This window comes from Chitinophaga sp. NPDC101104 (assembly GCF_050277495.1).
Classification (GTDB): Bacteria; Bacteroidota; Bacteroidia; order Chitinophagales; family Chitinophagaceae; genus Chitinophaga.
Window position 1 is genome coordinate 683434 of the sequence record NZ_JBNNSF010000002.1, and the last position, 18281, is coordinate 701714.

The window sequence follows — 18281 nt, forward strand, 5'->3', positions numbered from 1 at the left end:
CGATTTTAACCTTTAACGGCGCCGGGGGCCGGAATGTTACAATATACAAAAATCCCGTCCCGGCAAAAGCGCGGGGACGGGATGGGAATATTTCGGAACGGGTTGGATTAGTAATCCATGCCCATGCCATGACCACCGCCCGGCATTGCGGGAGCAGCGGATTTCGGTTCGGGTTTGTCGGCGATCACGCATTCGGTGGTCAGCAGCATACCAGCGATGGATGCGGCGTTTTCCAGGGCGATGCGGGAAACCTTCGTGGGGTCGATTACACCGGCGGCCAGCATTTTCTCGTAAGTTTCGGTGCGGGCGTTGAAACCGAAGTCGCCTTTACCTTCTTTTACTTTCTGTACCACGATGGAACCTTCGATACCAGCGTTAGCGGTGATCTGGCGGAGGGGCTCCTCGATCGCGCGTTTAACGATAGCGATACCGGTCATTTCATCTTCGTTCTCGCCTTTGATTTTGTCGAGGCCTTCGATCGCGCGGATGAACGCTACACCGCCACCTGCAACGATGCCTTCTTCAACGGCAGCGCGGGTTGCGTGCAGGGCGTCGTCTACACGGTCTTTCTTCTCTTTCATCTCCACTTCGGTGGCAGCGCCAACGTAGAGCACGGCTACGCCGCCGCTCAGTTTGGCCAGGCGTTCCTGCAGTTTCTCACGATCGTAGTCGGAGGTAGTTACCTCGATCTGGGACTTGATCTGGTTGATGCGGGCCTGGATGTCGGTTTTTTTGCCTTTACCGCCTACAACGGTGGTGTTGTCTTTATCGATGGTTACGGATTCAGCGCGGCCGAGGTAAGTCAGGTCGGCGTTTTCCAGTTTGTAACCCTGCTCTTCGGAGATGACTACACCTGCGGTGAGGGTAGCGATGTCCTGCAGCATTTCCTTGCGGCGGTCGCCGAAGCCGGGGGCTTTCACGGCGGCTACTTTCAGGGTGCCACGGAGTTTGTTTACCACCAGGGTAGCCAGTGCTTCACCTTCGAGGTCTTCGGAGATGATCACGAGGGGAGCGCCTTGCTGGGCCACTTTCTCAAGGATGTGCAGGATGTCCTTCATGGTGCTGATCTTCTTGTCGTAGATCAGGATGTAGGGATTCTGCAGCTCGGCCTGCATTTTTTCGCTGTTGGTGATGAAGTAGGGGGAGAGGTAACCACGGTCGAACTGCATACCTTCTACCACTTCTACGGTGGTTTCGGTGCCTTTCGCTTCCTCAACGGTGATAACGCCGTCTTTGGTCACTTTGCGCATGGCTTCGGCGATCAGTTTACCGATCTCGCTGTCGTTGTTAGCGGAGATAGCAGCTACCTGTTCGATCTTTTTATTGTCGTTGCCAACTTTTTCGGATTGTTTTTTCAGGTTTTCCACCACGGCTTTCACGGCTTTGTCGATACCGCGTTTCAGGTCCATGGGGTTAGCGCCTGCAGCTACGTTTTTGAGGCCTTCGCCGATGATGGCCTGGGCCAGCACGGTGGCGGTAGTGGTACCGTCGCCGGCGATGTCAGCGGTTTTGGAAGCAACTTCCTTCACCATTTGAGCGCCCATGTTCTCGATGGGGTCTTCCAGTTCGATTTCTTTAGCTACCGTAACACCGTCCTTGGTTACGCCGGGAGCGCCGAATTTCTTTTCGATCACTACGTTACGGCCTTTGGGGCCGAGGGTTACCTTAACCGCGTTTGCCAGGGTGTCGACGCCTTTCTTCATTTTGTTGCGGGCGTCGGTATTAAAGAATATTTGCTTTGCCATAGTCGTATAAATTTTCTTTGGTCGTGAAGGTTAAAATTCAGGGCTGGATTAAACCACAGCCAGGATGTCGGATTCGCGCATGATCAAGTAGTCTTCTCCTTCGAGGCTGATTTCGGTACCGGAGTACTTGCCGTACAGCACGGTGTCACCTACTTTCACGCTCACGGGTTCATCTTTTTTACCGGGGCCGGCTGCTACCACCGTTCCGCGTTGCGGTTTTTCTTTAGCCGTGTCGGGGATGATGATGCCACCTGCGGTTTTTTCTTCAGCTGCTGCGGGTTTTACGATCACCCTGTCTGCCAGAGGTTTGATACTCAATTTGCTTTTAGCCATTTTGATTCTATTTTTAAAAAGATGAGTTTATAAATGATCCGGTTTGCCGGGAAATCCGGCGGTTGTTCTCCTGACAGAGATTGTGCCAAACGGATTTCGGGTCAAATTTTCAGGTTCCAAAGATACTTATTTTCAAACGGCACCGCCAGAAAATGACATTTTTTCATTTTTGGCCTGTCAGCCGCCCGCAGATGGCAGTTTGCGGCAGCCCGGGGAGGGCGGCCGGAAGTATTTTTTATAAAGTCGCTGTAAAACAGTAGATTTGCGGCCATTTTCCTAAGCGTACACATGATCAGTAGAAGAAATATCCGGGTAAAAGTAATGCAAACTCTGTATGCCATGGACACCATGGAGCAGGAAACGGTGAAACCGGGCACTGCCATGAGTTTGCTGAATGAGAAACTGGACCAGACGTGCCAGGTATTCACCTATCTCCTGTACTCTATGGCCCGCGTGGCCCAGTATGCGGAGACGGACGCGCAGCAGCGGGCCTCCAAGCACCTGCCCAGCGCCGAAGACCTCGCCGTGAACACCAAGGTGGCAGGGAACGATTTCGTGTTCCAGGTGCTCAACGACAAAGGGTTCCTCGTGAACATGGACACCTGGAAGCTCCGCCGCCTGGAAGACACCGATCTCACCCGCAAGCTCTACAACCAGCTCACCGAAACGGAAGCCTATAAAACATATATCGCCACCCCCTCGCGCGATAAAGCCTCCGAAAAACACATCGTGGAATTCATTTTTTCCGATATACTGGAGAAAAACGAACTGTTCATCCAGCACATGGAAGACAATTTCCTCCACTGGGGCGATGATGCAGACATGATGGGCATCCTGGTAGGCAACTACCTCTCCAAGCCCCAGCTTTTCAATTTCCTCCAGCTCATCAGCCGCGAAAAACTGGAATACGCCCGCGATCTCCTCAGCACCGTCCTCAATAAAAAGGACCACTGCCTGGAGCTCATCCGGCCCAAGCTCCAGAACTGGGACCCCGAGCGCATCGCCGCGGTAGACATGCTGCTGATGGAAATGGGCGTCTGCGAGTTCCTCTATTTCCCCACCATTCCCACGAAAGTGACCATCAACGAATATATCGACCTGGCCAAAGCCTACTCCACGCCGCAAAGCGGGCAGTTCGTCAACGGCATCCTCGATAATATCCTCAAAGATCTCACCCAGGCTAACCTGATCGAGAAAACGGACCGTAACCGTAAATAAACGACCATGAAAGCGACCTTTCCCGTCTTTTTCGCCGCCGTGCTCGCGCTCGGCGCCTGTAACAACAGCCAAAGCGGCAGCAAAGCGCCGGCCGACAGCCCGACCGTGGTTAAAAACACCCCGTCAGGCGCCAAGCCCGTCATCTCTTTCGAGAAAACCGTGCATCATTTCGGCAAGATCGTGGCCGGCGAAGTGGTCGAATATTCCTTCAAGTTCAAGAACATCGGCGGCAGCGACCTGCTGATCACCCGCGCCGAGGCCTCCTGCGGATGCACCATCCCCGAATGGCCGAAAGCGCCCATCCGCCCCGGCGATTCCGCATACATCCAGGTGAAATTCGATTCCAAAGGCCGCCCGGAAGGGTACACCGAAAAGGAAATCTTCATCGAAGCCAACACGGAACCCGCCGCCAACACCGGCCCGCGCATTACAGCGGAGATCGTGGCAAAGAAATAGTAACTTTAACCGTTCAAATCAAATAAACACATACAGATGTACAACTTCTTAACAAACGTATTCCTGATGACGCCCCCCGCCGGCGGCGCACAGGGCGGCGGCATGGGCGGCTGGGGCAGCATGATCTTCTTCGGTGGCATGATCCTCGTTATGTGGCTCTTCATGATCCGCCCGCAAACTAAAAAGGCAAAAGCGCAGAAAACGTTCATCGACAGCCTCCGTGAAGGCGATAAAATAGTTTCTATCGCCGGTATCCACGGTAAAGTGAAGAAAATCAACGACAACGGCACCCTTCAGGTAGAAGTGAGCCCCGGCACCTTCTTCACCATGGAGCGTTCCGCCATCAGCATGGAATACACCAACGCGCAGAACAAACCTGCCGACGCTGCCAAATAATTTTCCGGTCTTTACGGAAACATCACAGGAGAAGGCTTCCCGCCTTCTCTTTTTTTATTATTTTGCTTTTCATGCGCATCATCGGAATCACCGGCGGCATCGGCTCCGGAAAAACCACCGTGGCGAAGATCTTCGCCCTTCTCGGCATCCCTGTTTTTTATGCCGACGAAGCCGCCAAAGACATCATGGTCCGCGATAAACAGCTCGCCGAACAGATCCGCCGCCATTTCGGCGACGCGGCGTATTTCCCCGACGGCTCCCTCAACCGCAAGCACATCGCCGATATCGTGTTCCACGACAAGGAGGAGCTCGATGTCCTCAACTCCCTCGTCCACCCCGCCACCATCCGCGATTCCGAAACCTGGGCCCGGCAGCAGAACGCCCCCTATGTCATTAAGGAAGCCGCCCTCATGTTCGAAACCGAATCTTTCCACCACGTCGATAAAGTCATCACCGTGTACGCCCCGGAAGCCCTCCGCATCAAACGCGTCATGCAGCGCGACAGTACCGACCGCAACGCGGTGATCGCCCGGATGCACAAGCAGCTCGACGAGCAGATCAAGCGGAAACTGGCCGATTATGTGGTATATAACGACGAACAGCAACTGGTCATCCCGCAGGTGCTGGCCCTGCACGAAACTTTTTTAACTTTTTCTTAGAACGGCATCCGTTAGCTTCGGGGCATGAATCCCCGCCTGATAACGCTTTGCGGCGCCATGTACTGCACCGCGGTTTCCGCACAGGAAGCGCCGAAAAAGCCGGCATTCCCGTATACCGGGTATGTACGTCCGCAATTAAGTTTGACGGACACGGTGCCCGCGCGCACCGCCGATTCCATGCGGCGCATCCAACTGAAGACGTTCACGAAAAGAGGGACGAATTATGGGAAGGATTCGCTGGAAATGGAGCGCCTGTTGCGCGGTGTGCAACAGCCCAGGTTGGGCAATGTTTTCCAGTTCGACAAGACAAAGCCGGGTAATACGGTTGTAGGGGCAGACGGGCGCAAGCACCAGGTGGCCGGCATAGGGCTCGATATTGGAGCGATGGCAGACTTGCTATCTTTCGGGAAGAACAACCGCAATGAGGCTTTCCGGCGGCGCATCACCGTGGTGCAGCAGGAAGGGTTTTTCCGGAAGTACTACAGCCCGGAAGCCGTGGCACGGTTCATTCCCTTGCGGGGCGACAGCCTCGACGCGTTCGTGGACAAGACGCGCCCGCCGGCGGAGCTCCTGACTTCCGGAACGGCCTACGAGCTGGGGATCTACGTCAAGCGGCGTTATAAAGAGTATCTGGACACATTACCTGCATCAAACCAGAAAGATACCCTTCATCAGCATCACCAATGACGGATCTGTATGGTCCCGCTGCAACGGCTTCGACGCCTGGCTTATTCAAACCGGTAGGTTTGTGAAGAAGCCTGGGTCGTGAAAGCCTTAGAGACCGCCGCCTGCTCCTTTCCGTCGATAACAGGTGTTATTTTTACGGTGAAACTATGCCCCGGGGCACTGAATCCCCCCACCGAAACGGACGTAACAAACAAGGGGACCACCGATTCGATGACCACCGGGCCGGCCGCCAGTTTTGCCTGATCCACATTAAAGGCGGGCTGGTTCTCCTGCGTAATGTTATTGAGTTTGTACAGCGTTTTAGCGGTGCCGGAGATGGTGGAGCCAGCCACGTTCATGGTCAGATGGTCGCCGGCCTGCAGACCGGTAGTGGTGATGGTCAACTTCATGCTCTTGCCGCCGGACGGTCCTGGCGGATCTCCGGGCTTGTCGTCTTTGGAGCATGCTCCCGCCATAACGGTGATAGCTGCAAGTAGCAGGCTTGCTTTCATCATGTTTTTTATCATTTGCAAAATTTTGGGATGAAATATGTTGGTTTCCGCCGGAAAATTAGATGACTTCTATCCGTGCCGGAAGCCGATTCAACAGGTGCCGCTGTATTTTTAACCCTTTGGGGAAGAGCTTCAACGATCCATCCGTTGACGAAAACAGGCCATGTGTTGAAACCGCCGTGTACCCAAGCCGCTTTCTTGTTAAATTTGGCGGGATGATCAAAATATTCGGGAGGGACATTACGCTCCTGCAGGCACAGCTGGCAGTATGGCTGATCGTTGCATTGACGACTTTCAGCTCCTATCTGCAGACGGCCGATCCTGTTTGGGCGGCATATTCAGCCGGCATCAATCTCCTTTGCGCGGCGGCTATTATCTATGGAAACGCCTTGTGGCTCATGCCCCGCCTGTTGCATAAAGGGCGGAAGGTGGCATATGCTCTCGCTGTGCTGGCGTTGCTGACCCTGGTTTGTTTCATCAGGGTTACGGCCCGATATCATATGCTGCGCCTGCTGCTGCCCGATGCAAAGGACCAGAGTACGCCCATCCAGTTGTACACGCTTTTCGCAGTGTCTTCTCTCACCACTTATCTTTTCAGCGTCATTTTCAGGCTCGCGATGGATTATTTTACGGTAAGGAAGGAACAGGAACGGCTGCGGCAGTACACTGCGGAAGTGGAACGCGACTTACTGAAGGCCCAGGTACAACCGCATTTTTTGTTCAACACCCTCAACAATATTTATTTCGTGGCCCAGCGGCAATCGCCGGAAACGGCGGAGCTGCTCGCGAAACTTTCGAATATCATGCGTTATTTCGTGGATCAGGCGCATAAAAAGGCAATCAGGTTGAAAACGGATATTCAATTTATCCTCGATTACATCGACCTGGAAAAAATGCGGATGCACCGGCCGCTCCAGACCAACATCCGGGTCGATGGCGAACCCGGACAGATAAAAATCCCTCCCATGCTCATGATCCCATTGATAGAAAACGTGTTTAAACATGGCGTCAATAAACGTAGCGACAACAATCTCCTGGAACTACACATCCAGGTACTGCCCGCCAGTCTGGAGATAAACGTGCGCAACCGTTTGATGAATGAAAGGTTTCCCGATCGGGCCGGTAGCGGCCTGAAGAACCTCCGGGCAAGGCTGCAATTGCTGTATGGCAGCAGCTTCCGGCTCACAGCCATGGAAACGGGAGATTATTATTCAGTACATTTAATGATTCCGCTATGAATAAAATCAGTTGCCTCATTGCCGACGACGAGCCCAATGCCGTAAAATTGCTGGAAGACCATATCCGGAAAGTGCCCTTCCTTGAATTGCGGCAGGTCTGTTACGATGCGTTTGAGGTCATGTCATTTCTGGATTCGCATCAGGTAGACCTGATTTTTTTGGATATCCATATGCCGCAACTATCGGGAATGGAACTGGCCGCCATGCTGCCCAAAGCCCAGCGGGTTATATTTACCACCGCTTTTTCCGCATACGCGCTGGAAGGATATGACTACAATGCGCTGGATTACCTGCTAAAGCCGATCACGTTCAAACGGTTCATGCAGGCAGCTGAAAAAGCGAGGGAGCTGCTGCTGCCGGTAAAAACCGCGGCAATGCCAGAAAACAGTACAGATCAGGCAGGTATCATCTTTATTAAATCCGGCAAAACCCTGTTAAAAATGCAGTACAGCCAGATTCTTTATTTCGAGGCATTCAAGGAATACGTAACGGTGGTGCACAGGGAAGGTACCGCAATGATTTACAAACGGATGAAACAATTGGAAGCCCGGTTGCCCGCATTTTTTGTCCGCATACATAATTCATACATCATTAATATCCATCATGTCGACAAAATAACGGACGGGCGGGCTATCCTCGGCAGCAGGGAATTGCCTGTCAGTTCCGGATATAAGGATCAACTGGCGGACGTGATTGCTAAAATGTCATTATGACACACAAATCGTATTTAAACAATAAAAAGGGCGCCTCAAGTACTTTTGAGACACCCTTTTTCTGCTTAAAGAATTTTATTGCAGTTTGGCCAGCCATTCCTTCATCCGCTTCATGCCTTCCCGGATACGGTCGAGGCTGGTAGCGTACGAAATACGGATGCATTGCGGCTGTTCGAAAGCCGCGCCGGAAACTACGGACACGTTGGCTTTATGGAGGAGGAACATGCAGAGATCGTCCGCATTCTCGATGCGCTCGCCTTCGTATTGCTTCCCGAAGAAACCGCTGACGTTGGGGAACATGTAGAAAGCGCCGTCCGGCAGGTTGACGTGCAGGCCGGGGATGTTTTTGAGGGCGTCGAAGATGAATGCCCGGCGTTCGCCGAAGGCTTTCACCATGTCCTGCGCCGTATCGAGCGGGCCGCGGAGGGCCGTAATGGCGCAGCGTTGGGTGATGGAGCAGGTGGCGGAGGTGAACTGGCTCTGCACCATGTCTGCCGCTTTGGCGATCTCGGTGGGGGCGGCCAGGTAGCCGAGGCGCCAGCCGGTCATCGCAAAGCCTTTACTGAGGCCGTTGATGATCACCGTCCGGTTTTTCAGCGTGCCGAAAGTAGCGATGCTGGTATGCGGCGCCACGTAGTTGATGTATTCGTAGATCTCGTCTGAAATGATGAAGATCTGGGGATGTTTTTCGAATACTGCCGCCAGGCCTGCCAGTTCGTCGTGCGAGTACACGGAGCCGGTGGGGTTGCAGGGGGAAGAGAACATGAACAGTTTGGTCTTGGGCGTGATGGCGGCTTCCAGCTGCTGCGGCGTGATCTTGTAATTGTTCTCGATGCCGCAGGGCACGAATTTCACGACGCCCTGGCAGAGTTTCACCAGTTCCGAATAGGTGACCCAGTAAGGCGTGGGGATGATCACTTCATCGCCGGGGTTCACGATGCTGAGCACGGCGTTGGCGATGGATTGCTTGGCGCCGGTAGACACCACGATCTGGTCTGCGGTGTATTCCAGGCCATTATCGCGCTGGAGCTTGTGGGCCACGGCCTGCTTGAGGTCGAGGTACCCGGCCACGGGGGTATAGTGGGTATACCCTTCGTCGATGGCTTTTTTGGCGGCCTCGCGGATGTGTTCCGGCGTATCGAAATCGGGCTCCCCGATGCTGAGGTCCACAATGTCAATGCCCTGGGCTTTCAGTTCCCGGCTGAGTTTGGCCATTCTGATGGTTTGCGGAACGGATATCCGCGTTAATCTTTCTGCTAGTTGCATGGGTACTATTTTTTGGGTTGACCGCGGCAAACCTACAGCAAAAAAACGAGAGGGGAGGCATAAAAAAAACATTCCGGGAACCCAGTCCCGGAATGCTGTAAAAAACGTGTATGGATCAGCTGGTTACTGATACGGCGTGAATTTCACTCTCGGCTTCAGATTGCCGCTGGTGGAATCTTTCACGCCCTGGTAATAGATGTTGTAGAACCCGCCGCGCGCGCTGAGGTTGGCTGCGTCCAGCTTTGCCAGTTCCGCACCTGCGGGCGTTTTCACGGTGATGGTGTGCTGCCCCAGTTCGGTAGCCGTCCAGGTCGTGTTGTAGGGAGACAGGAAGTCTTCGTAGCTACGGCTGGAGAATACCTTGGTGGTGCCTAAGAACACGTCTACCTGGCCGGATTCGGGCACGAAGTTGAAGAAGCGGATGTTCGCTTTTTCGGTGGAGCGGTTAGACCAGTCTTCCCGGATGCGGAGCACTTCTGCGCCTGCAGCCTGTGTGCCGTAAACAAAAAGCGAAGTGAACTGGGATGTATCGAAAACTGCGGTGATGGTAGACAGCATGCTGTCCGAACCAAATTTCTTGAAATCGAACTTGTAGTTTTTCGGGTTGAAACGGGTGCCGGTGGCGATCCCGTATTCGATCTTTTCGTTGGTGATTTTAGTACCGTCCATAAAGATGTCCATCCCGTACGGAGTGGCCAGTGAATTCACAAAAGCGATGAAGGTCTCGGGCTTTTGCGGTTCCGGGTTCGAGTTTTTCAGGCAGGAGGTGAATCCTGTCACAGCTACGGTCATTGCCGCCAGTGTCCATAAACGGCTCATTTTGGTTACCATGCGCTCTTTGGTTTTTATGATCATTGATTTGTTACGGTATATGAAGTCTTGTTTTTCCCTCTTGATAACGTTGCAGGTCCGGATCGTATTTTCTTTCCCGATTCAGTTCCGTTTCATAAATAATGGCGCCCAGTTCGCGGAGGAACGGTTTGCCGATGGTTTCGTAATCGTAAGTATCGTCTCCGATAATGCCGTCCGTATTCGCATACACCCTGGCAGACAGCAGGAATTCTATGTTGTTGGCAAAGTCCGCAAAATACGCGACATCTGTCAGAAAGCCATATGCCCAGCCTGATTTATTGAATATCCGCAACCCCGGCGGCAGCCGTATGCTGCTGTCGGCCCCGCCCATGAGGTATTTGGTATAATTACGGTGAAACTCCCCCGTGTCGAATTTCGGATCGTTCCCTTCGCTTTCCGTCGGGAGGCGCGACATATACCGGTATAAAAACCGGTAGTCGTCCTCCGTTAAACGAAATCGCTCACGGGATGTTACAGTTTCCGGAAAAATTATGCTTTGAAGGATGTGGTGGAGGTCTCCCAGGCGCAGGCGGTTCTTCCGGGAGAAGTCGAACGGCGCCGCTATGAGGCTGTCGCCCGCGTAATGCGCATTCCCGGCCTGTTCGGGCCCGCGGGGCGGGGTCCCCGGAACGGGGCCTTCGTAATTCCGCGGCGGTTGGGCGTACAGCAATTTCCCGTTCCGGAGGAAGCGGGCGCCGTTGGTCTGGCGGTTGGCTTCGGGCGTGAGGGGCATGCTGAGGCGGTGGATGATGCGGGAATCGGGGTATCCTTTTTGGTGGAGGCCGGCGTTGAGGGCTTCCTGGCCGAGGAATTCGTAAAGCCGGTTGAAAGCGTCGTTATCGCTGACGAGGAATATTTTTTTGATATAATGTTCTGCGGATGGCTTCCCGGTGGGCGAGGAGGAGTCTGTCAGGGTGGCGCCCGAGATACCGGGGAGGGAATCGGTGAGCATGTCCGCATCCCGGGGGATGCCCAGCCGGTGGAGGGTTTCGAGGGTGAGGAGGGCGGCGGGAAGCTTTACGGTGGAGGCGGGATAGAAGTAGGAGGAGGGGGCCTGGGGCCAGTGGTGCTCCGTGAGATGGGGGCGGTTCCGGGCGTCCCGGTCGATCCGCGTATAGAAAATCTCCACCCGGAAAGCGGCCGGATCGGCGAAAGCAGGCCCCAGGCGGGCCGAGTTGGCCGCCAGCAGGGAATCCAGGTATTTGTCTGGGCTGGAATGTCTCATATGGAAATTTCTTCCCCGGTAAGTTTGGCAGTTCGCAAAAAAAACCAATATTGCAGACGCCAACAAAATCCGTTGCTGCATAGCGTTTAAATTTAAATGCGAAATCCCGCTCAAAACCAACCAGATAGTGATTTTATGGCTGTTTTGGACGGGGCTTTAATATATCAATTTAAATTCTATCTTTGCAACTCTTTAAAAATTAGTATTAATAATCCGAAAAGAAAATGCAACTAAAAGGACTGGTTAGATTTTTTACTGCCGCCCTGATCCTTATTTCTTTGTATCAGTTGTCCTTCACGTTCGTGGTGCGGAACTTTGAGAAGAAGATGAAGGCTGAGGCCGCAGCTGACGTTGCCCGCCAAAATCCCTCCGCCGAAACGAAATATCCCGGTAACAAAGAGCTTCAGGCACTTTACGGGGATACGCTGAACGACCTGATCAAAGATCGTGTGGACCAAAAGCTGGATAGCGCCAGTGGCAAGCAGATTGCGGGATTCCCCTGGAACACCAGCTACATCAAGGCTAAAGAAAAGCAGCTCAACCTGGGCCTCGACCTGCAAGGAGGTATGAACGTGGTACTGGAAGTGAGCGTGGAAGACGTTGTCCGCGCCCTGGCCGGCAACCCCAACGATCCTGCCCTCAACGCAGCCATCGCCACAGCCCGCGAGCGCAAGAAGAACAGCCAGTCCGATTTCGTGACCCTGTTCGGCGAAGCGTACAAGGAAAAGAACCCGAACGGCAAACTGTCGGCCGTGTTCGCCAACGCCCAGCTGAAAAACGTTACGTTCAACTCCAGCAACGACGAAGTGCTGAACGTAATCCGCACGGAAGCCAAAGCAGCCATCAAGAATACGTATAAGGTACTGCAAAACCGTATCGACAAATTCGGCGTAGCGTCTCCCACCATCAACCTCGACGAGAACCGCGGCATCATTTCCGTGGAACTGGCGGGTGTGGACGATGCAGACCGCGTACGTCAATACCTCCAGGCCAGCGCCAACCTCGAGTTCCGGGAAACCTACAAAAACAGCGACGAGTTCTACATGACCGTGCTGACCCCCATGAACGAGGCCATCCGCAAAGCCCAGGGCAATGCACCTGTTGTTGATACCACCAAAGCGACCGACTCCACAGCCGTGGCCGCAGCGAAACCCGCCGCCGGCGACACTGCTTCCCTGAGCAGCATGCTGTCTAAAGACGTTGCCAAAGCCGGTAACGACTCCGCCGCCCTCCTGCAGCAACAGGCCATGAAGGAAAACCCGCTCTTCGCGGTGTTCCGCCCCAATGCCACGCAGACGGAAGGTATCATCCCCAGCTCTACCCTCGGCTTCATCTCCGCTTCCGATACCGCCATTTTCCGCAAATACCTGGAAATGCCGGCCGTGAAAGCCGCTTTGCCGAAAGACCTCGTTTTCCTCTACGGTCCCGCAAACAAAGAAGACCGCAGCCAGCCGCTGCAGGTGTACGGCGTTCGCGTGAACCCCTCCAACCCGAAAGCGAAAATCACGGGTGAAAGGGTGATTGCCGCCAAAGCCGATTTCGGACAGGACAACCACGCGCCCGAAGTATCCATGACCATGGATGCAGTAGGTACCCGCGACTGGCGCAACCTGACCCGCTCGCTGAAGCCCGCCAACCCCGACGATCCGAGAACTTTCAACTACGTGGCCGTAGTGCTCGATAACGTAGTATACACCGCTCCTTCCATCCGCACCGAGATCCCCAACGGTATCTCCTCCATCAGCGGCAGCTTCACGCTGGAAGAAGCGCAGGACCTTGCCAATATCCTGGTTTCCGGCCGTATGCCCGCCCCCGCCAAAATCGTGCAGGAGCAGGTGGTAGGCCCGACCCTCGGTCAGGAATCCATCGCGGCAGGTGCCAAATCCTTCATCATCTCCTTCGCGGTGATCTTCATCCTCATGCTCGTGTATTACAACACCGGCGGATGGGTGGCCAACATCGCCCTGGTCCTCAACCTCCTGTTCACCTTTGGTATCCTCGCGTCGCTCGGTGCAACGCTGACCATGCCGGGTATCGCAGGTCTGGTACTGACGATCGGTATGGCGGTAGACACCAACGTAATTATATTCGAACGTATCAAGGATGAGCTGAGCAAGGGCAAAACCTATGCACAGGCGGTTGAGGACGGTTACAAACGTTCCTACGCACCGGTGCTCGACGGTCACGTGACCTCGCTGCTCACCGCTATCATCCTGTTCTACTTCGGTCTGGGCCCCGTGCTTGGCTTCGCCACCACCCAGATCATCGGTCTGATCCTGTCCCTGTTCTGCGGTATCCTCGTATCCCGCATGGTGACGGACTTCTGGATGAAGCGCAAACGCCACTTCGAATACTTCACCCCCCTCAGCCGCAGGATCTTCAAGCACGCCAGCTTCGATTTCGTTGGCAAACGCAAGATCGCTTATGTGATCTCCGCGATCGTCATGATCCTGGGAGTAGGTTCCTTCATCAATGGTTTCGACCATGGTGTGGACTTCAGCGGCGGCCGCAGCTATACCGTTCGTTTCGATAAACCGATCGAGCGTACCGCGGTTCACGAAGCGCTGAATAAAGTATACGAGTCCGAGACTTTTGTGAAAACCATCGGTGAAAACAACCAGCTGAACATCACGACGCCTTACCGCATCGAGGAGAATTCCGACGAAGCGGCGAAAGACGCGCTGGTGAAACTGCACCAGGGCCTGCAGGCGTTCTACGACAGCAAGCCCGACCAGGCTACCTTCGAGTCTAAATACCTCGTGGGCTCGCAGACCGTGGCACCGACCATCTCCGACGACCTTCGTCAGGGTGCGGTGAAAGCGACCGTGCTTTCCATCATCGTGATCTTCCTGTACATCCTGCTGCGCTTCAGCAAATGGCAATACTCTATCGGTACCATTTTCTCGCTGCTGCACGACGTACTCGTGACCCTGGCCGTGTTCTCCTTCTGCCGTGGCTTCGTGCCCTTCGCACTGGAGATCGACCAGCACTTCATCGCGGCCATCCTGACGGTGATCGGCTTCTCGATGAACGATACCGTGATCGTGTTCGACCGTATCCGTGAAACCTTCCGTAACACGAAGGGGCTGGAAACCAAGGTCGTTATCAACCGCGCGATCAACGAAACCCTGAGCCGTACCATCATGACTTCCGTGACGGTATTCCTCACCATCCTCATCCTCTTCATCTTCGGTGGCGAGGTGACCCGTGGTTTCGCATTCGCGATGCTCATCGGCGTACTGACCGGTACCTACTCTTCCATCTTCGTAGCGGCCCCCATCCTGGTAGACTTCGACAAGAAGAACACCCTCTCCCAGGAGCGTGAGTCCGTTGTGATTGAAAAAGCGCCCCCGTTAGTGCGCGGTAAATAAGCCGGATAATATCCAACATACTCGAAAAGGGTGACCAGGAACCTGGTCACCCTTTTTCTTTTTAAGATGGTAGCGGGCCTTGTTGGAGCCCACTTAGTACGGTTACAGTACGGTATCCCTACTATATCCTTACTGTAGCAGTACTGTATCTATAGTGGATGGTGCTATAGGTCTACACAAATCGTCAGAAAATACTGATAATCGTTTACAGCTTGCTGTTTAAGATGGATGTTGATTTCCCCGGGAGAGGGGCGCATAAAAAAAGGTGACCAACAAAGCCATGCTTCATTGATCACCTGTTAAAAAGTTCTGCACCTCGTTATACGGCGAAGGAAGTGCCGCAGCCGCAGCTGGAGGAAGCGTTCGGGTTGTTGAAAGTGAACCCGCGCGCTTCGAGGCCATGCGCGAAATCGATCTCGATGCCGAGCAGGTACAGCCCGTGGGCTTTCTTCATTACCACCGGGATACCTTCGATCTCATACGTATCGTCGCCATCCATTTTGGCATCGAAACCGAGGATGTACGAAAGGCCGGAACATCCGCCGCCCTTCACGCCCACGCGCAGGTACTGCGCGGAATCGAATCCGTCTTCGGCCATGAGCCTTTTCAATTCTTTTACGGCCCCGCCGGTCAATTTTATAGGTGCTTGTGTGATTGTGTCCATTTATCGAAAAATTTGAATACAAAAATACGGAAAAATGGGTAAAAAGCGTTGTCACGTTGAAGTCATCCCCGCAACGCTATTATCTGAAATTTGTATGTAATTTGTTGCGCGGTGCTCAACCCGCTTTTACATATGCGTTACTTTCTATGCCTGGCCCTGGCCATATCCCTTGCCCACTCGGCGGGCGCACAGCAGTTCGGTGGCAACCGGCCGTCCCTGAAATGGCGGCAGGTAGATTCGGATACGGTCCGCGTGATTTTCCCCGCCGGCCTGGAAACCCAGGGGAAGCGGGTGGCCGACGTCATCCACCATATCGCCCGGTCGCACACCGGAACGCTGGGGCCTGCGGTGCGGAAGGTCAGTATCGTATTGCAGCATGAAACGATGCAGAGCAATGGTTTCGTGCAGCTGGGGCCCTTCCGCTCCGTGTTTTACCTCACGCCGCCGCCCAACTCCTCCGACCTCGGTTCGCTCAACTGGGCCGATCAGCTGGCGTTGCACGAATACCGCCACGTCGTCCAGAACAACAATTTCCGCAAAGGCATCAGCAAGGCAGGATATTATGTTTTCGGGGAACTTGGTCAGGCCGCCATCACCAATATCGCCGTACCGAACTGGTTCTGGGAAGGCGATGCCGTAGTGGCCGAAACGGCGATGAGCGAGCAGGGCAGGGGCCGGCTCCCGGCGTTTTTCGACGGGTTCCGGGCGCTGTCGCTCGCCGGAAAGGATTACACCTACATGCAGGTCAGGAATGGTTCCTACCGCCGGTACATGCCCGATCATTATGAAACGGGCTACCTCATGACCAGCTACGGCCGTTTGCAGCATGGGCGCGATTTCTGGAAAGACGTAACGGACGATGCGGTCCGCTTCCGCGGGGTATTTTATCCTTTCTCCCAAAGCCTCAAACGCCGCACCGGCAAGAACGCCGCCGCTTTCTTCCGCGCTTCTTACGATCATTACCGCCAAAACTGGGACAGTCCGCAGGCCGAGCCCGCGGATACGCTCAACCCGAACGTCACCCATCTCACCAAAAACAACGGGGTGGAGAATTTCAGGTACGTTTATCCAGACGGGAAAGGCGGGCTCGTGGTGCTCCACAATTCCTATCAAACCATTCCCGCATTTTACAATATTTATGGGGGCGACCGGCCCCGCGCGTTCCGGATGACGGCTCCCGGGGCGGGTTTCGATAATTTTTTCAGCTACCGGAGCGGGCACCTGCTCTGGACCGAAAGCCGCTACAGCGCCCGCTGGGGGGCCGACGAGCGTTCGGTAGTGGTGATTTACAAGCCTGGTTCCCTCCATAACCGGCATGTCCTGAAACATGAGCGCCGCTGCTTTTCGCCAGACCTTTCACATAACCTGAAATCCGTAGTGGTAGCCGCGCTTACCCCGGAACAGCGTTACAGCCTCGAAATCCTCGATGCCGGAACGGGCCAGGTCATGCAACGCCTGCCCAACCCCGAAAACTGGTATTACACCTACCCGAAATTCACGGACGACGATCAGTGGATCGTTACCGCCGTGCGCGACAGCACCGGCCGTATGGCCATCGTTAAACAGCCCGTAGCCGGCGGGAACACGGAAACGCTCGTTCCCTTTTCCATGAAAGCCATCGGCATACCGGTGGTCCAGGGCGATACGGTCTATTTTACGGCCGCCTTTGCCGACGTCGACGATATTTACAGCGTACCCCTGGGCGGAGGCACCGTCCGCCGCCATTCGCACCGCGCCAACGGTGTGCATCATCTGGCCGTGGCAGACGGGAAGTTCGTTTTCAGCGAATTCACCGCCAGCGGCTTCAAGCTCCTCTCCATGCCCCTCAATGCCGGGGAACCCATCGACCCCGCGGCCGATCTCCAAAAACCATGGTTACAGCCCGATTTCGGGGAGGGCGGCAATCTGCTGGCCGAGGTAAGGGATGAAGGGAGAAACGTCCGGAAATACGCCAAAGGGCACCGTTTATTCAATTTTCACAGCTGGCTTCCGGTGATCGACGATCCGGACTATGGATGGTACCTCCTGGGGGAAAACGTGCTCGGGACGCTCCAAACCCGCATCGGCGCCGGATATAACCGCAATGAGAGCAGTCCGTCGGTAGGCGGGCAGGTAGCCTGGGCCGGATGGTTCCCCGTTCTTCGCGCCGGCGGCGATTACAAATCAGACCGGTACGTCAACATCAACGATACCATCCAGGTGCGGTGGAACGAGCTGGACTGGTACGGCGGCATGAGCCTGCCCCTGCGCCTCAGCTCCGGGAAATTCTACCGCGGCCTCACGCTCAGCGCGGATTTCCACCAGGTAAGACGCACCCGGGCCGGCAACAGCAAGTACCAGTTCCGCGACAACAACCTCCAGTACCTCGATCTCGGCTTCAGCTTCTCGAACCAGCGGATGAAGGCCCTGCAGCAGATCTACTCGCATTTCGGGCAGTCGGTCGCCATGCGGTACAGCAAATCGGTGAACAACATTCCGGCCGAACAGTTTTTCGGGCGGGCCGACCTGTATTTCCCCGGTTTCCGGAATTCGCACAACATCGTGGTGCAACTGTCATATCTGCAGAAGGACACGAGCCTGCGGTACGCGTTCAGCGACCCTTTCAGCTATGCGCGGGGATATAGCAAGCCGTTTTTCCAACATGTTTTCAAAGTGGGGTCGAACTATCATTTCCCGCTGGTGTACCCGGATTGGGGATTCGCCAACCTGCTGTATTTTTCGCGGGTCAGGGCCAACGTTTTCCACGACTTCATGACTGCATTCAACTTTCGGAACCGCCGCCACGTTACTTATGCATCGGCCGGCGGGGAACTTTTCTTCGATACCAAAATCGGGAATGTGCTGCCTTTCACGTTCGGGATGCGCTACAGTCACCTGTTCAACGACAATCCCGGCGATCCTTCGCGGAAAGGGCGTTTCGAGTTGATCGTTCCCTTGCAGCAACTCTTTTCATACTAAAAAAACGTA

At 54.6% G+C, this 18281-nt stretch carries 16 protein-coding genes; 9 read left to right on the forward strand and 7 right to left on the reverse strand.

Annotated features, from left to right (window positions below):
- Positions 1–107 precede the first annotated feature (107 nt).
- Both groL and ACQKLP_RS21470 read right to left on the reverse strand, forming a co-directional pair.
- Positions 108–1745: a chaperonin GroEL gene (gene groL, locus ACQKLP_RS21465; protein ID WP_427325010.1), complete on the reverse strand. Its 1638-nt coding sequence runs from the start codon at positions 1743–1745 to the stop codon at positions 108–110.
- A 48-nt stretch (positions 1746–1793) separates the two neighbouring features.
- Entirely contained in the window at positions 1794–2078 is a 285-nt protein-coding gene (locus tag ACQKLP_RS21470) for a co-chaperone GroES (RefSeq protein WP_126248948.1), read from the reverse strand.
- A gap of 321 nt (positions 2079–2399) precedes the next feature.
- On the opposite strand from ACQKLP_RS21470, the gene nusB reads away from it, so the two are divergent.
- The 5 genes from nusB to ACQKLP_RS21495 all read left to right on the forward strand — a co-directional run bounded on the left by nusB (position 2400) and on the right by ACQKLP_RS21495 (position 5494).
- Positions 2400–3296 (forward strand): transcription antitermination factor NusB, encoded by an 897-nt coding sequence (gene nusB / locus ACQKLP_RS21475; protein WP_427325011.1) that lies wholly within the window; start codon positions 2400–2402, stop codon positions 3294–3296.
- Between the two features lie 6 nt (positions 3297–3302).
- Positions 3303–3752 carry a DUF1573 domain-containing protein gene (locus ACQKLP_RS21480; RefSeq protein WP_427325012.1) on the forward strand — a complete coding sequence of 150 codons (450 nt, stop codon included), beginning with the start codon at positions 3303–3305 and terminating at the stop codon, positions 3750–3752.
- 36 nt (positions 3753–3788) lie between these two features.
- Positions 3789–4148, forward strand: a complete 360-nt coding sequence (gene yajC / locus ACQKLP_RS21485; protein WP_427325013.1) for a preprotein translocase subunit YajC — start codon at positions 3789–3791, stop codon at positions 4146–4148.
- Positions 4149–4219: 71 nt separating this feature from the next.
- Entirely contained in the window at positions 4220–4807 is a 588-nt protein-coding gene (gene coaE / locus ACQKLP_RS21490; RefSeq protein ID WP_427325014.1) for a dephospho-CoA kinase, read from the forward strand.
- A gap of 24 nt (positions 4808–4831) precedes the next feature.
- Positions 4832–5494 (forward strand): hypothetical protein, encoded by a 663-nt coding sequence (locus ACQKLP_RS21495; RefSeq protein ID WP_427325015.1) that lies wholly within the window; start codon positions 4832–4834, stop codon positions 5492–5494.
- A gap of 41 nt (positions 5495–5535) precedes the next feature.
- Here ACQKLP_RS21495 and ACQKLP_RS21500 read toward each other — a convergent pair whose 3' ends face one another.
- On the reverse strand, positions 5536–5988 hold the full coding sequence (locus tag ACQKLP_RS21500) for a hypothetical protein (protein WP_427325016.1): 453 nt from the start codon (positions 5986–5988) through the stop codon (positions 5536–5538).
- 212 nt (positions 5989–6200) lie between these two features.
- On the opposite strand from ACQKLP_RS21500, the gene ACQKLP_RS21505 reads away from it, so the two are divergent.
- Positions 6201–7223 (forward strand): sensor histidine kinase, encoded by a 1023-nt coding sequence (locus tag ACQKLP_RS21505; RefSeq protein ID WP_427325017.1) that lies wholly within the window; start codon positions 6201–6203, stop codon positions 7221–7223.
- Positions 7220–7936, forward strand: coding sequence for a LytR/AlgR family response regulator transcription factor (locus ACQKLP_RS21510; RefSeq protein WP_427325018.1), 717 nt, complete (start codon positions 7220–7222; stop codon positions 7934–7936). The genes ACQKLP_RS21505 and ACQKLP_RS21510 overlap by 4 nt, the downstream gene beginning before the upstream one ends.
- Positions 7937–8011: 75 nt before the next feature.
- On the opposite strand, the gene ACQKLP_RS21515 is transcribed toward ACQKLP_RS21510, so the two are convergent.
- The 3 genes from ACQKLP_RS21515 to ACQKLP_RS21525 all read right to left on the reverse strand — a co-directional run bounded on the left by ACQKLP_RS21515 (position 8012) and on the right by ACQKLP_RS21525 (position 11279).
- Complete coding sequence (locus ACQKLP_RS21515; protein ID WP_427325019.1) at positions 8012–9202, reverse strand: pyridoxal phosphate-dependent aminotransferase; 1191 nt, start codon at positions 9200–9202, stop codon at positions 8012–8014.
- Between the two features lie 123 nt (positions 9203–9325).
- Positions 9326–10033, reverse strand: a complete 708-nt coding sequence (locus ACQKLP_RS21520) for a DUF4397 domain-containing protein (protein ID WP_427325020.1) — start codon at positions 10031–10033, stop codon at positions 9326–9328.
- Between the two features lie 31 nt (positions 10034–10064).
- Positions 10065–11279 (reverse strand): serine hydrolase, encoded by a 1215-nt coding sequence (locus tag ACQKLP_RS21525; protein ID WP_427325022.1) that lies wholly within the window; start codon positions 11277–11279, stop codon positions 10065–10067.
- A 224-nt stretch (positions 11280–11503) separates the two neighbouring features.
- Here ACQKLP_RS21525 and secDF point away from each other — a divergent pair, with 224 nt between their 5' ends.
- Positions 11504–14650 carry a protein translocase subunit SecDF gene (gene secDF, locus ACQKLP_RS21530; RefSeq protein WP_427325023.1) on the forward strand — a complete coding sequence of 1049 codons (3147 nt, stop codon included), beginning with the start codon at positions 11504–11506 and terminating at the stop codon, positions 14648–14650.
- Positions 14651–14969: 319 nt separating this feature from the next.
- Here secDF and ACQKLP_RS21535 read toward each other — a convergent pair whose 3' ends face one another.
- Positions 14970–15314 carry a HesB/IscA family protein gene (locus ACQKLP_RS21535; protein ID WP_423737932.1) on the reverse strand — a complete coding sequence of 115 codons (345 nt, stop codon included), beginning with the start codon at positions 15312–15314 and terminating at the stop codon, positions 14970–14972.
- 132 nt (positions 15315–15446) lie between these two features.
- On the opposite strand from ACQKLP_RS21535, the gene ACQKLP_RS21540 reads away from it, so the two are divergent.
- Entirely contained in the window at positions 15447–18272 is a 2826-nt protein-coding gene (locus tag ACQKLP_RS21540; protein WP_427325024.1) for a hypothetical protein, read from the forward strand.
- The last annotated feature ends 9 nt before the right edge of the window (positions 18273–18281 follow it).